At 68.9% G+C, this 14,220-nt stretch carries 11 protein-coding genes; 6 read left to right on the top strand and 5 right to left on the bottom strand.

What is annotated here, in order from left to right:
- Positions 1–2 precede the first annotated feature (2 nt).
- From DMP23_RS07945 to DMP23_RS07930, 4 genes are all read right to left on the bottom strand, one after another.
- Positions 3–1,619 (bottom strand): ABC-F family ATP-binding cassette domain-containing protein, encoded by a 1,617-nt coding sequence (locus tag DMP23_RS07945; protein ID WP_337820624.1) that lies wholly within the window; start codon positions 1,617–1,619, stop codon positions 3–5.
- Positions 1,616–3,238: a ribosomal protection-like ABC-F family protein gene (gene abc-f / locus DMP23_RS07940; RefSeq protein ID WP_337820623.1), complete on the bottom strand. Its 1,623-nt coding sequence runs from the start codon at positions 3,236–3,238 to the stop codon at positions 1,616–1,618. Before abc-f ends, DMP23_RS07945 begins: the two co-directional genes overlap by 4 nt.
- A 376-nt stretch (positions 3,239–3,614) precedes the next feature.
- Positions 3,615–4,043, bottom strand: a complete 429-nt coding sequence (locus tag DMP23_RS07935; RefSeq protein WP_037810484.1) for a MarR family winged helix-turn-helix transcriptional regulator — start codon at positions 4,041–4,043, stop codon at positions 3,615–3,617.
- A 9-nt stretch (positions 4,044–4,052) separates the two neighbouring features.
- A complete protein-coding gene (locus tag DMP23_RS07930; protein ID WP_337820622.1) occupies positions 4,053–5,519 on the bottom strand; it encodes an FAD-dependent oxidoreductase in 1,467 nt (488 codons plus the stop codon).
- Positions 5,520–5,604: 85 nt separating this feature from the next.
- Here DMP23_RS07930 and DMP23_RS07925 point away from each other — a divergent pair, with 85 nt between their 5' ends.
- Positions 5,605–6,642: a TetR/AcrR family transcriptional regulator C-terminal ligand-binding domain-containing protein gene (locus tag DMP23_RS07925; RefSeq protein ID WP_337820621.1), complete on the top strand. Its 1,038-nt coding sequence runs from the start codon at positions 5,605–5,607 to the stop codon at positions 6,640–6,642.
- Between the two features lie 296 nt (positions 6,643–6,938).
- Here the strand turns inward: DMP23_RS07925 and DMP23_RS07920 are convergent, their stop codons facing one another.
- Positions 6,939–7,508: a YdcF family protein gene (locus DMP23_RS07920; protein WP_238604638.1), complete on the bottom strand. Its 570-nt coding sequence runs from the start codon at positions 7,506–7,508 to the stop codon at positions 6,939–6,941.
- 129 nt (positions 7,509–7,637) lie between these two features.
- On the opposite strand from DMP23_RS07920, the gene DMP23_RS07915 reads away from it, so the two are divergent.
- From DMP23_RS07915 to DMP23_RS07895, 5 genes are all read left to right on the top strand, one after another.
- The gene (locus tag DMP23_RS07915; RefSeq protein WP_337820620.1) at positions 7,638–9,287 is read left to right on the top strand and encodes a sigma-54-dependent Fis family transcriptional regulator; all 1,650 of its coding nucleotides are present in this window, start codon (positions 7,638–7,640) and stop codon (positions 9,285–9,287) included.
- Positions 9,288–9,350: 63 nt separating this feature from the next.
- Positions 9,351–10,850: an aldehyde dehydrogenase family protein gene (locus tag DMP23_RS07910; protein ID WP_037810482.1), complete on the top strand. Its 1,500-nt coding sequence runs from the start codon at positions 9,351–9,353 to the stop codon at positions 10,848–10,850.
- A gap of 28 nt (positions 10,851–10,878) precedes the next feature.
- Complete coding sequence (locus DMP23_RS07905; protein ID WP_043836689.1) at positions 10,879–12,000, top strand: NDMA-dependent alcohol dehydrogenase; 1,122 nt, start codon at positions 10,879–10,881, stop codon at positions 11,998–12,000.
- On the top strand, positions 11,997–12,935 hold the full coding sequence (locus DMP23_RS07900; protein ID WP_134664975.1) for an AAA family ATPase: 939 nt from the start codon (positions 11,997–11,999) through the stop codon (positions 12,933–12,935). The genes DMP23_RS07905 and DMP23_RS07900 overlap by 4 nt, the downstream gene beginning before the upstream one ends.
- A gap of 128 nt (positions 12,936–13,063) precedes the next feature.
- Positions 13,064–13,873: a vWA domain-containing protein gene (locus tag DMP23_RS07895; protein ID WP_337820619.1), complete on the top strand. Its 810-nt coding sequence runs from the start codon at positions 13,064–13,066 to the stop codon at positions 13,871–13,873.
- Positions 13,874–14,220: the final 347 nt, after the last annotated feature.

Below are 14,220 nucleotides of genomic sequence, written 5' to 3'. Positions count from 1 at the left end.
GATCACTCTAACGGCGCGGCGCGGTGGTCGGGTCCGATGCGGAGGACGTGCCCGGTCCAGTTTTCGCGCAGCCGCCGGTCGTGCGTGGCGGCGACGATCGCGCCCGGGCTGGTGCCGAGGGCGTCCTCCAGTTCGTCGCACAGCGTGGGGGACAGATGGTTGGTCGGCTCGTCGAGCAGCAGCAGGTGCGGCGGGTCGGCGATGAGCAGCGCGAGCGCGAGGCGGCGGCGCTGCCCGACGGACAGTTCTCCGACCGGGCGGGAAGCTTCGCGATGTGTCAGCAATCCCAACGAGTTCAGCGGGACTTCCGCGACGCGTTCCGGGCCTAGCTTTGCGAGGTACGTGGCGCGGGCGGTCCGTTGTGGCCGGACGAAAGTGGTGTCCTGGCTGAGGATTCCGGTGGTTATGCCGGGTTCGCGGGTGACGCCTTCCGCATCGAGTTCTCCGGCGAGCAGCAGAAGCAGCGTTGACTTCCCCGCGCCGTTCGGGCCGGTGACCAGAAGCCGGGTGTCCGGCCGGATCTCCAGGCGGGATACGGAAAGCCTCTCCGGCAGGTGCACATTGTCCAGCGTGACAAGGGTTTCTTGCGGATTCTCGGCCGCCAGCGCGCGCGGGCGGAACCGGAGCGGCGGCGGTGGGGCGGGAAGCTGGGCGCGTTCCCGCTCGTCCAGCCGTCGCGTGGTGGCCCGGACCCGGCGCGAGATTTGGTTCTGCACCCGGCCGGACCGGCGGCCGAGGCCCATTTTCTCGTTGTCCGGCGCGAGCCGGCCCGGCGCGACCCGATGCGCGGTGACTCCGAGCGCGTCGCGCAGTTCCTCCAGTTCTTCCTGCTCCTCGAGGTACTGCCGTTCCCAGCGCTCGCGTTCGGCGCGTTTCCAGCCGAGGTACTCGGTGTAGGTGCCGCCGTGGCGCACCGGGCCGTCCGGAGCCGGGTCGAGGTCGAGGATGTCGGTGCACACCGCGTCGAGGAACGCCCGGTCGTGACTGGCGAACACCACCGTGCCGGGCAGTTCGCGCAGCTGGGCCTCGAGAAACGCGGCGGCTTCGGCGTCGAGGTGGTTGGTCGGTTCGTCGAGCAGCACCGCCGACGGACGGCGCACCAGCAGGTCCGCCAGCGCGAGCCGGCCGCGCTGACCGCCGGAAAGCGAGCCGAGCGTGCGCTGTCGGTCGATGTCGGCGAGCCCGAGCCCGGTGAGCACGACCTCCGCGCGCCGGTCCGCGTCCCATGCCTCGTGTTGCTGTGCCAGGTCGAGCAATTCGGCGTACTCGGCCAGGAGCGCGGCGTCTTCGGGTTCCTCGGCGAGCCGCGCCGCGACCCGGTCGAGTCCGGCCAGCACTTCGCGGGCCGCGGCGAGGGCCTGCCCGAGGACGTCCGCGACCGTCTCGTCCGGATCGAACGGCATTTCCTGGTGCAGGAAACCCAGATCCGGCGGCCGCTCGACCTCGCCGCGATCCGGCGCGTCCACGCCCGCGAGCACCCTCAGCAGCGTCGATTTCCCGGTGCCGTTCTCGCCGATCACCCCGATCCGGCGGCCGGGGGCGGCGGTGACCGACACTCCGTCGAGCACGCGCCGTTCCCCGAGCACCCGCACGATCTCGTGCGCGCGCAGGGCGGTCATCCCGTGATCCCGGCCGTTTCCCGGAGCTGCCCGTCGTCCAGCCGCAGCCAGCGGCCGACGCCGATCTCGGCCAGGAACCGTTCGTCGTGGCTGACCACCACGAACGCGCCCTGGTAGGCGTTGAGCGCGCTCTCCAGCTGGCCGGCGCTGACCAGGTCGAGGTTGTTCGTCGGCTCGTCGAGCAGCAGCAGCTGCGGGGCGGGCTCGGCGAAGAGGACGCACGCGAGCGTCGCGCGCAGCCGTTCCCCGCCGGACAGCACCCCGACCGGCAGATGCGCCCGCGCACCGCGGAACAGGAAGCGCGCCAACAGATTCATCCGGTCCGCGGGCAGCATTTCCGGTGCGGCGGCAGCGAGATTCTCCGCGACCGTGCGTTCGGAATCCAGCAAATCGAGCCGCTGGGACAGATACGCGATGCGCCCGTCCACCCGGCTGATCTCGCCCGCGTCCGGGGTGAGCTCGCCCTGCATGAGGCGCAGCAACGTCGACTTGCCCACGCCGTTCGGTCCGGTCAGCGCGATCCTTTCCGGACCGCGGACGGACAGATCCGCACCGTCGCCCGCGAACAGCCCGCGCACGCGAAGATGCTTGCCGTCGAACAACGTCCGTCCAGCCGGAACCGCCGTTTTGGGCAGCTCCAGGCTGATCTTCTGCTCTTCTCGCAACGACCGTTCAGCCTGGTCGAGCTTGGCTTTCGCCGCGCTGACCCGCGCCGCGTGCGTACCGTCCGCCCTCGCCGCGGACTCCTGCGCGTTGCGCTTCATCGTGCCCGCGAAAATCTTCGGCAGACCGGCGCTGGACAGATTGCGCTTCGCGTTGCTGGCCCGTTTGTCCGCGCGTTCCCTGGCTTGCTGCATTTCGCGTTTCTCGCGTTTGACCTCTTGCTCGGCGTTGCGGATATTCTTTTCCGCGACCTCGCGTTCGGCCTGCACGGCTTGTTCGTATTCGGTGAAATTGCCGCCGTAGAACCGGATTTCGTCCGCGCCGAGCTCGGCGATCCGGTCCATCCGGTCGAGCAGCGCACGGTCGTGGCTGACCACGAGCAGGCAGCCGGACCAGTCGGAAAGCACGTCGTAGAGCTGCTGGCGGGCGGTGTGGTCGAGGTTGTTGGTGGGTTCGTCGAGCAGCAGGACGTCCGGGCTGCGCAGCAGTTGGGCGGCGAGGCCGAGCGAGACGACCTGTCCGCCGCTGAGCGTGCCGAGCAGCCGGTCGAGCGCGAGATCGCCCAGCCCGAGCCGGTCGAGTTGCGCGCGGGTGCGGTCCTCGATGTCCCAGTCCGCGCCGATGGCGGTGAAGTGCTCCTCGGCCGCGTCGCCGCCCTCGACGGCCGTGATGGCTTTCAGGATCGCGTCAATGCCCAGCACCTCAGCGACCGTGCGGTCCGCCGTAAGCGGCAGGTCCTGCGGCAGATACCCGAGCACCCCGTCGACGGTGACACTGCCCGCCGCCGGCTTGAGCTGTCCGGCGATGAGCTTCAGGAGAGTGGACTTCCCGGCCCCGTTGGGCGCGACGAGCCCCGTGCGGCCCGCCGGGAACGTGGCGGAGAGCTGGTCGAAGACGAGAGTGTCGTCGGGCCAGGAGAAGGAGATCCCGGACAGGACGATACGAAGATCGGACATGGTGCGGCCTCGCGGTGGATCGGCAGGGAGGTGCCCCTGCAGGTGGTGGTAGTGGACGACATGGGTGGGGCCGTTCGCGACCTGCTGCCCGGCTTGCGCCTGGGCTTCCCCGGCGCTTGCTTTCGGGTTGCCTCGCAGCCCGTGGGTCCAGTGGCGTACGTCGCCTGACCGGCACGGGAACCTCCACGCGCGGCTCGCGGCCGCGCAGGGATCAGCGAGGGGCCGGTGCCGTACTGGCCCGTGCCCCGGGCTCACCCGGAGATGTCGTCTTCACCTGCCACGATAGAAATCCTCTTGATCGAGTCTGCTGTCCGTCGGCCAGGATACCAGGAAGCGGAGGATGCGCATCCGAGTTCCACAGTGGACGGACAGCGGTTCAGAATGTCTGCCCCAGCCGCTCCAGCAACGGGGCCGCCTCCTTCAGCACCGCCAGCTCCTCCGGCGAAAACTCCGAGCCGAGCGAAGCCGCGAACTGGCGCATCCGGGCGTCCCGCCGAGCCCGCAGCACCTCGCTGCCCTCGGGAGTCAGCGAGACGATCACCTGCCGTCCGTCCGCCGGGTCGGCGCTGCGGGTGACGAAGCCGCGGACGGACAGGCCGCTGATGGTCGAGCTCATCGCCTGCGGGGTGATCTGCTCGGCGCGGGCCAGTGCGGCGGTGGTGGCCGGGCCGTCGCGGTCCAGGCGGGACAGGGCGGAGCGTTCCGGCAGGGACAGTTCGGCCGTGACCTGGCTCTGGCGCAGCCTGCGGGCGATCAGGCTGACCGCGCCGTACAGCGTCGCGGCCAGTTCGTCGGGGTCGGACATGGGAAGAGGCTAGAGCAGGTGCTCCGGGACCGCGGTGAGGTCGCCCGCGTCGGAGATCAGGCCGATATAGCCGTCGGGGCGTAGCAGGACCAGGGTGCGGTCGGCCGGGAAGTACGCGCGGGCGAGGTGGCCGGCGGAATCGGCGATCTCGTCGTCGGCGGCGGGCTCGGAGACTACGTGGAAGGTGCGGACGGGGGAGTCGAATCGGGGGCCGAAGTTCAGCAGGGTGAACTGGCCGCCGCGGATGAGGTCGAACAGGCGGCATTTGCCGGTCGTGGTGGTGAGGCCGGGGGCGTCGGGGGCGCGGTCGCCTGCCCGGAGCTGGGCGGACTCGTCGCGGTCGTCGCGCGCCAGGGTGGAGCCGCGGTAGTTGACGCTGAGCTGGGTCGTGTCCCGGTCGCTGCGGATGGGGATGCGCTTCTGCTCGGCCGCTTCGGCCAGGCGTGCGGTCGACAGCCGCAGCACTCCGGCGGCGATCGGGCGGCGTTCGGCCTCGTAGGTGTCCAGCAGCTCCGGCACTCCGGAGGCGAGCTTCCAGCCCAGGTTGCGGGCGTCTTGGATGCCGGTGTTCATGCCCTGGCCGCCCGCGGGGGAGTGCACGTGCGCGGCGTCGCCGGCGAGGAAGACGCGGCCCTCGCGGTAGCGGTCGGCCAGCCGGGTGTTGGAGCGCCAGACCGACGTCCACTCCGGTTCTTGCAGCCGGATGTCGGTGCGGCCGCTTCGCCGGTCGAAGATCGTTTGGAGGGTGGCGAGGTTGAGGCCGGTGTCGCCGAGGATGGGCGCTTGGTACTGGAACAGGTGGGTGGAAGGCAGCGGGCAGAGGCTGACGAAACCTTCGTCACAGCGCCACATGTGCCAGGCGTCGCGGTCGAGGCCGTCGACGGCCAGGTCGGCGACGATCATCCGGATCCGCTCGTCCGTCTCGCCTTCGAAGGCGATTCCGGCTTGTTTGCGCACGACGCCGCGGCCGCCGTCGCAGCCGACCAGCCACTGTGCACGGACGGTTTCGGTCTGGTCGCCGGAGCGCAGCACTGCCGTCACGGCGTCGGCGGATTGCTCGAAACTCTCGAGCGCGGTGCCGAATTCGACCGTGCCGCCGAATTCGGCCAGCCGCAGGCCGAGGGTTTCCTCGACCCGCCACTGCGGGGTGAGGACCGAGGCGGGGTACGGAACGTCGGGCCGCTCCTCGAAGGCCGGGCCGCCGCTCGTCCGGCCGTCGGGGTCGGTGAGCAGGATCGGCATCGCCGACCGGCCGTTGGCGAGGATGCGGTCGATGACGCCGAGGTCGTCGAACACCTCGAGGCTGCGCGGCTGCAGGCCCTTGGCGCGCGAGCCAGGGCGGAGGCCGGGGGACGCTTCGACCAGCCGGAACGCGACGCCGCGCCGGGCGAGTTCGCAGGCCAGCGTCAGCCCCGTCGGGCCCGCGCCGACGATCAGGACCGGCACTTCCGGCGTGGACAGGTGTGCTTGCGGCATTTTCAACCCCCTGGCTCCGAAGAACTTCTGTTCGCAAGCGTAGGGAAACTTGCTAAGAAAGACAAACCTTTCTATCGTGGGCTGAGTGGCCCCTGAAACCGTGCGCCGCCGGCATGGCGAGCAGCTGGAATCCGCGTTGCTCGCGGCCGGATGGGACGAACTGGTCGAGACCGGTTACTCGCGGCTGACCATGGAGTCGGTGGCCGTCCGCGCCCGCACGAGCGAGGCCGTGCTCTATCGGCGGTGGGCCAACAAAGACGAACTGGTGCTGGCCGCGATGCGCCGGCACCGCGACGACCACCCCATCACCGTTCCCGACACCGGAAGCTTGCGCGGCGATCTGCTCGGGTACCTGACCTCGGCGAGCGAAGCGCTGGCCGGATTCTTCGCCATCGCAGCCGCCGCGGCCATCTCCGGACTGTCGGCCAGCACCGGCGCCAGCCCCGGCCAGGTCCGGGACCGGATCATCGGCGACCGGCTGCTCTCGCGAGACATGTACACGCGCGCCCACGCCCGCGGCGAGATCGACCTGACGCGCCTCCCCGGCGCGGTGCTGGAAATGCCCTTCCAGCTGATGCGGCACGACCTGCTGCTGAACCTAGCCCCGCTCCGCCCCGCCCGGATCCGGTCGATCGTCGACGACCTCTTCCTGCCGCTCGTCCAGTCGACTGGTGGAGTTAAGCACTTAACTGTCGCTTCGGAAAACCAGCCGGGATCGACGTCAGGAGACTTTTTCCGGTCGATTCGCTGGGCGCAGCGCAAGCGAATCGAGGAATGGAGCCGCACGCGCGACCTGACCTTCGAGCAAGCCCTGGTACTCGGCTACCTGGAGCGGCAGCCCGGGGTCATCCAGCGAGATGTCGCGGAGATGAGTTACACGACGCCCGCGAACGTCTCGCTGCTGCTGAAGGGCCTCGAACGCCGCGGGCTGGTCGAACGTCGCACCGAGGGAGGACGCAAGCGCGTCTACGCGACCCCGGCCGGAATCGACCTGGTCACCGGCCTCGACGCGGTGCTGGCCGAGGCTGAGGAACTGGTCTTCGCCCCGCTCGACCGGGACGAGCGGGCCGGGCTGGAAAGGTTGGTGGACAAGATCAACGCGCACCTGGCCGGGAGTTCTTGAGAGGTGATGACGGTTCTTGCCGGGATTGCCGCGGACGAGACCTGAATGCGCGCCGTTCGGGGAGGTGAGGTCGACTGCGGCGGGGAAGGGCAGGGGTTCGCTCGCGGTGCTCGCCATGCCTTTGCGCGGCGAGACGTCTCCGGCTCGCACTTGGCCTCAGTGCTTGCATGGTCGGTGCAGGGTGAGATCTCGCTGGCTCGCGGCGCCAGTGCGTGGCAAGCACGCCCCGGCCGCCAACGCACCGCAAGATGTCTCCGGCCGGTGTTTGCCAGCGCGCCACCCGAGCGAACCCCAGCTCACCCCCGAAGCCGCCGCAAATTTCGTTTCTCCATCACCGCCAGCACCGGCTTCACCGCCAGCCACTCCCCGAACCGGTAATCCCGCCCGGGAACCAGTCGCTCCGCCAGGTCCGGCCGGTGTCGCCGCAGGTAATGCCGCGCCTTCTCCGCATGCAAGGAATTCGAGACGATCTTGATCCGGTCCGCGTCCTCGATCAACGGCACCGCACCCAGTACGTTCTCCCACGTCGACCGGCTCTCGGTTTCGAGCACTAGCTCGCCTCGGTAGCCGCACTCCCGGGCGTACCGGGCCATCAGCGCGGCTTCGGACTCCGTGCCGCCGACGGCTCCGCCGCACAACACCAACCTCGACGGGCCCGGCGCCTGCGAACGTACTGCCGCTCTCACTCGCCAGCGATTCACGAAATTGGCCCGCGACCCGCGATTGCGGTAGCCGAGCACGACCACTGCCTCGCCGGTGCCCGACGTTCCGGGGCGGTCGCCCATTCCGCGGCGCGAGGAGCGCCAGTGTTCCCATTCGGCCCAGCTGAACACCATGACGAAAAGCATCAGAAAACGGCGCGCCACTCACCCGATCCTACCAGCGTCCACAAAGGACAAACCGGGGAACGGAAGAACGCACGTCTGGAACTTGTCGATCCGCGAAGGTACTGTCACACGAACCGCTACGTCGCCGTCCGGTAGTCGGGAGGAGCAGTGTCGCTCGGAGGGATACCGTCGCAGGGCTCCGCTGTCCTGCGGCCGCCGATCGCCGATTCGTGGCGTCGGTCCCGGCTGTTCGGCGTCGAGCCGGAGCTGGACCGGGGCGCGATTTCGATCGGCGAGGTCGACCAGCGCAGCAGGCTGATGACCGCCGCCCGTCCGGTGCTGGACCAGCTCGTCGAGCAGCTCACCGGCACCCGGTTCTCCATTCTGCTCGCCGACCGCGACTGCCGCCTCGTCTTCCGCTGGTTCGGCGACCGCGGTCTGCAGCACCAGCTGGAAGAGCTCGGCGTGCTGCACGGTTCGCAGCTCAGCGAGGGCCGCGTCGGCACGAACGCGCTCGGCACGCCGCACGAATCGCGCCAGGCGGTGGAAATCCACGGCCAGGAGCACTACGCCGACGCGTTGAAGCGGTTCAGCTGCTACGGCCATCCGATCCGGCATCCGCTCACCGGACGGATCGAAGGCGTCCTCGACATCACCGGCGAAAGCGACAGCAGCAATCCGCTCTTCGGGCCGCTGGTGAAACGCGTCGTCGGCGACATCGAACAGCTCGTGCTGGAGAGCGCGCGCGCCTGCGAACGGCGGCTGTTCCTGGCGTTCCAGCAGGCCACGCACCATCGCAGCGTCCCGGTCGCGGTGCTCGGCGGCGATCTCGTGTTCGCCAACGAAACCTGCATCGAACACCTTCGCCCCGCCGATCCGACCCTCTTGCGCACGTTGTTGCCGCAAGTGCCGGAACGCGGAGTATTCGACACTCGCCTCGATGTGGGTGACGGAATCAGTCTTTCGGTCGTAGCCGAACGCGTGGAGGGTTCGACAGACGGTGCCGTCTTCCGGATCGCGCGGAGCACCAGCACCAGCACTCGAAAACCTGTCCCCGCACCGGCAAAAACCGCGCGTTCGGTCCTCATCACGGGCGAACCCGGCACCGGCCGGACGACCGAAGCCCGCGCGCGAGCCGGCGTGGACGATCCGGTCGTTCTGCACGCCGCGGCCGCGCTGCGCGAGGAACCACGAGACTGGGCAACAAGATTCACCGACCTCGTCGCGCAGCCGCGCACCGCCGTCGTCCTGGACGACGTGCACCTGCTGCCGGAAAGCTTGCTTCCGTTGGTCGGCGAGGCGCTCGACAACCCGGGATCGGCCCGGTTGCTGCTCACTTCCGTCCCGTCGGACGCAATGTCCCCAGCCGTAGCGGCGATCGCGGCGAGATGCGCGGAAACCGTCACCCTCGCCCCGCTGCGCGAACGCCTCGACGACCTGCCCGCGATCGCCACGGCGATGCTGCGCGACGAATATCCCGACCGGAAACCGCACTTCACCGGTACCGCGCTGGCCGCGCTGCGGACGCATCCGTGGCCGGGCAATCTGCACGAGCTGCGCGCGGTGCTGCGCGAGGTGTCCCGCCTTCCGTACACGGGGGTGATCGACCTCGCCCAGCTGCCGCCCGCGTGCCGAGGCAGTTCCCGCACGCGGCAGCTCGGCGGGCGCGAACTCGCCGAACGGAACGCGATCGTCACGGCGTTGCGCGCCAGCGAGGGCAACAAGCTGCGCGCGGCCCGCGAACTCGGCATCAGCCGCACCACGCTCTACCGCCGCATGCAGGCGCTGGGCGTGACCGACGACTGTCCACTTCTGTAACACTTCGCCCCCGGCCCGCCGGGTGACGATGACCTCCGTCACAACGAAGTGAGGAGGCGCCAGGTGACCGCAACGGTGGAATTCCCCCTGCACACCCAGGTCCGGGAGTTCGTGTCCGGCCCGCTGGAGCTCTTGATCGGCGGGCGCTGGGTCCCGGCCGCGTCGGGCCGCACGTTCCCGACCTACGACCCGGCCACCGGGGAGAAGATCGCCGAGGTCGCCCACGGCGAGGCCGAGGACGTCAACCGCGCCGTCGCCGCGGCGCGCAAGGCGTTCGACGAGGGCCCGTGGGCCGCGATGAAGCCGAACGAGCGCGAACGGCTGATCTGGCGGATCGGCGATCTGCTGTCCGAGCGGGCGGAGATCTTCGGCCAGCTGGAAGCACTCGACAACGGCAAGTCCGCGGCGATCGCGACCGCCGTGGACACCGGCTGGGCCGCCGACGTCTTCCGCTACTACGCGGGCTGGGCGACCAAGATCGAAGGCAGCACGGTGAACGTGTCGATGCCGTTCGCGCCGGACGCGCAGTTCCACGCCTACACGCTGCGCGAGCCGGTCGGCGTGTGCGGGCAGATCATCCCGTGGAATTTCCCGCTGCTGATGGCCGCGTGGAAGATCGCGCCGGCGCTCGCCGCTGGCAACACCGTGGTGCTCAAGCCCGCCGAGCAGACGCCGCTGACCGCGCTGCTGCTGGGCACCCTGTTCGAGGAAGCCGGATTCCCGCCCGGCGTGGTCAACATCGTCACCGGGTTCGGCGACGCCGGGGCCGCCCTGGCCGCGCACGACGGCGTCGACAAGGTCGCCTTCACCGGTTCGACCGAGGTGGGCAAGAAGATCGTCCAAGCGGCGAGCGGAAACCTGAAAAAGGTTTCGCTGGAGCTGGGCGGGAAGAGCCCGAACGTGGTGTTCGCCGACGCCGACCTCGACCTCGCGGTGCCCGGTTCGGTCAACGCGTGGATGTTCAACCACGGCCAGTGCTGCGTCGCCGGGACGCGGCTGTACGTGGAGGACACGATCTTCGAGGAGTTCACCCAGGCGGTCGCGCAGGCGGCGAGCCAGGTGAAGATCGGGCCGGGCCTCGACCCGGAAACCCAGCTGGGTCCGATGGTTTCCCAGGAGCAGTTCGACCGCGTCTCGCGCTACCTCGGCGAAGGGCTCGCCGACGGCGCCCGCGCGCTCACCGGCGGAAAACGCTGGGGCGACACCGGATACTTCATCGAGCCGACCGTTTTCGTTGACGTGAAACCGGAATTCAGCATCGTCCGGGAAGAGATCTTCGGCCCGGTCGTGGCGGCCATGCCATTCAACGCCGAACAGGGCGTGGCCGCCGCGGCCAACAACAGCGAGTACGGACTCGCCGCCGGGGTCTGGACACGCGACGTCGCGAAGGCGCACCGTACTGCGAAGGAACTGAAGGCAGGCTCGGTGTGGGTCAACCAGTACAACGGCTTCGACACGGCGATGCCGTTCGGCGGCTACAAACAGTCCGGCTGGGGCCGGGAACTGGGCGCGGCCGCGCTCGACCTCTACACGCAAACCAAGTCCGTGAACATCGCGCTGTGATCCGCCCGCTCGAACAAAGGAGTTCCCGATGAAGACGAAAGCTGCGGTCGTCTACGAGGTGGGCAAGCCGATCGAGGTGGTCGAGCTCGACCTCGAAGGCCCCGGCGAGGGCGAGGTGCTGATCCGGTACACCCACGCCGGGCTGTGCCACTCGGACGTGCACATCGCGCACGGCGACCTGGAGGCCCGGCTGCCGATGGTGCTCGGGCACGAGGGCGCGGGCATCATCGAGGACGTCGGCCCCGGCGTCACCCGCGTCAAGCCGGGCGACCACGTGGTGTGCTCGTTCATCCCCAACTGCGGCGTGTGCCGCTGGTGTTCCACCGGGCAGCAGGCGATCTGCGACATGGGCGCCACGATCCTCGAGGGCTACCTGCCCGGCGAGCGGTTCCCGTTCAGCGGCCCCGGCCCGGTCAAGCAGTACGGCGCGATGTGCATGCTCGGCACGTTCAGCCAGTACTCGACCATCCACCAGAACTCGGTCGTGAAGGTCGACGACGACCTCCCGCTGGACAAGGCGGTGCTCGTCGGCTGCGGCGTCCCGACCGGATGGGGCTCGGCGGTCAACGCGGCGAACGTGCGTCCCGGCGAGACGGTGATCGTGTCGGGCGTCGGCGGCATCGGCATCAACGCGGTGCAGGGTGCGCGCTACGCCGGCGCGAAGAACGTGATCGCGCTGGACCCGTTGGAGAACAAGCGCGAAAAGGCGATGGAACTCGGCGCGACGCACGCGGTCGCGACGCCGGAGGAGGCGGCTGAGCTGGCGCAGTCGTTCACCAACGGCAACGGTGCGGACAAGACGATCGTCACCGCGGGCATCGTCACCGAGGAGATCGTGACCGGCGCGTTCAACGCCACCGGCAAGGGCGGCACGATCGTGCTGACCGGGCTGAACAAGCTGTCGGTGAACAACGTCAACCTTCCCGGTTCGATCCTGACGCTGTTCAAGAAGACGGTGAAGGGCAGCCTGTTCGGCGACTGCAACCCGACCACGGACATCCCGAAGATCCTCGGGCTGTACCAGAGCGGGGACTTGAAGCTGGACGAGATCATCACCCGCACGTACACGCTGGAAGAGGTCAACCAGGGGTACGACGATCTGCTGGAGGGCCGGAACGTGCGCGGCGTCCTGGTCCACGACGCACCGTGACGGCTTTGTCGGCGGACTGCGGGCCGGTTTCCGGTCCGCAGTCCGCGGTCCCCCTCCTGACCGCGGACGTGGTCGGCCGCCGCCGAGAAATCGAACTCCTGCTGGCCGGTTTGGATTGCGGCGCGCACGTCGTGCTCGAAGGCCCGCCCGGCACTGGAAAAACCACCCTGCTGCGCGCTGTCGCGGAAGCAGGCGGCTCACCGTTCGTATTCGTCGAAGGCAATGCCGAACTAACGCCCGCCCGCCTAGTCGGACAGTTCGACCCTTCCCGAGTACTAGCCGAAGGCTACGTGCCCGAGACCTTTGTGGACGGTCCGCTCATCGAGGCATTGCGCACGGGCGGCCTGCTGTACGTCGAGGAAGTCAACCGGATCCCGGAGGAAACCCTCAATGTCCTGATCACCGTCATGTCCGAAGCCGAACTGCACGTGCCACGCCTCGGCCGAGTACGCGCGGCGGACGGATTCCGTTTGGTAGCCGCGATGAACCCGTTCGACGCCGTCGGCACCGCGCGTATTTCGTCGGCTATTTACGACCGGGTCTGCCGGATCGTGATGGGCTATCAAACCCAAGACGAAGAAAGCGACATCGTAGCCCGCCGCAGCCCCGCGGTCCCTGCCGAATGGCGCGACCGAGTCGTAGACCTGGTACGCCGCACGCGCAACCACGCCGATGTCAGGGTCGGTTCCTCAGTACGCGGCGCCATCGACGTAGTGCGACTGGCAGTTTCCCTGGCCCGCATCCGCAACGCGTCGACCACAGATTGGCGAATCGGCCACGACGCCGCACTGGCTGCGTTGTCCGGCCGAATCGGCCTGCACGAATCCAGCGGACGCACCGCGGAATCGGTGATCGACGAACTGTATGTAGCGGTTTTCGGCGAGGAATCCCCGCCGCAGGATTCCGAAGGCGGCGACCCGCCGGGGGAAGCCTAAGCCCGCCACCGGCGGGCCCACAGCAACACCAACGCCCACCCCGGCCAGGCTCAGCGCGGAGCAGCACCACCCCGCGCTCTGAACTCTCCCGGAACGGCCGTTTCGCGGAAATCTCGCCCGAGGTAGGCATGCTGGACGAGGAAGCGTTCAGCACGGTCTTCCGCGAGGATGCAGACGAAGCTATGGCCTTGCTAGTCGAAATGAGCAAGGCCACCGACGAGTCCCTGCGCGCAGCCGCACGAGATCTGGCCCGCAGACTAATGATCGACGTCGCCCGCCGCGGCGTGGCACGAGGCCGAGGCGTAGGAAAACTACGCCGCGACCGAGCCGACCGAGGCGGCGAACTAGACCTGGACCGCTCCTTGCCAGCACTAGTAGACGCAGCCGCAGTCGGCCGGGTCCCAGCCCTAGACGACCTAGTTGCGCGCCGTTGGGCCCGGCCAGAATTGGCCCTATGCCTGGTAATCGACACCAGCGGCTCAATGACCGGCGCCCGACTGGCCGCAGCAGCCCTCACCGCAGCAGCCTGCTCGTGGCGGGCCCCAGCGGAACATGCGGTGGTGTCCTTCGCCCGGAACGCGGAGGTAATCCGCCCGCTGCGATCCTCCCGATCGAAGTCCGCGGTGGTTGAGTCAGTGTTGTCGTTGCGAGGACACGGAGTCACCGCATTGGCCGCAGCTTTACGGAAGGCGAATGAGCAACTGGCCACCTCGCGCGCAGCAAGGAAAACGGTTCTCTTGCTGTCGGATTGCCGGGCCACGGACGACCAGGACCCGCTGCCTGCCGCTCGCGCGTGCGAAGAGCTGCTGATCCTGGCCCCCGCAGAGGATTGCGAGGAAGCCGAACGCTTCGCCCGTGAAGCTGGTGCCCGCTGGCGTCCGCTAAGCGGTGCCGCAGCCGCCCCCGCCGCACTGGCCGCGTTGCTGGACCGTACGTGAGGGCCACCCTCATTGACTCTGATTCCCTCAGGGTTCCCCTCACGACCAGCCGACGGTCCGTGAAGGGCTCCTTCACGGACTTGGATTCCCTCAAGGACCCCTTCACGGCCCGCCCGCTCGCCCCGCGCCCGCCCGCCGCGCCCGCTCGGGATGCGCCCCAATGCGGCATTGGGTGCGTCGCATGCACCGAACGCCACTTTGGGTGCGCCACATGCACCCAAAGTGGCATTGGGGCGCAAGCCCCCACCCCAACGAAACCGTCACCGATGCACTCAACTCGAAGTGCACCCACACCACCCCCGCACCCCGATACGAAGCTCTCCTGCGGTCTGAGGGTGCTTGTCAAG

It is taken from the genome of Amycolatopsis sp. A1MSW2902, assembly GCF_017312175.1.
GTDB lineage: Bacteria > Actinomycetota > Actinomycetes > Mycobacteriales > Pseudonocardiaceae > Amycolatopsis > Amycolatopsis nivea.
This window is presented reverse-complemented; position numbering and strand designations above follow the sequence as displayed.

What these genes read in the sequence shown, in the direction of transcription:
- DMP23_RS07945 (WP_337820624.1), bottom strand. Translation starts at nt 1,619, where the DNA reads ATGACCGCCCTGCGCGCGCACGAGATCGTGCGGGTGCTCGGGGAACGG.
- DMP23_RS07895 (WP_337820619.1), top strand. Translation starts at nt 13,064, where the DNA reads ATGCTGGACGAGGAAGCGTTCAGCACGGTCTTCCGCGAGGATGCAGAC.
- DMP23_RS07905 (WP_043836689.1), top strand. Translation starts at nt 10,879, where the DNA reads ATGAAGACGAAAGCTGCGGTCGTCTACGAGGTGGGCAAGCCGATCGAG.
- DMP23_RS07930 (WP_337820622.1), bottom strand. Translation starts at nt 5,519, where the DNA reads ATGCCGCAAGCACACCTGTCCACGCCGGAAGTGCCGGTCCTGATCGTC.
- DMP23_RS07935 (WP_037810484.1), bottom strand. Translation starts at nt 4,043, where the DNA reads ATGTCCGACCCCGACGAACTGGCCGCGACGCTGTACGGCGCGGTCAGC.
- abc-f (WP_337820623.1), bottom strand. Translation starts at nt 3,238, where the DNA reads ATGTCCGATCTTCGTATCGTCCTGTCCGGGATCTCCTTCTCCTGGCCC.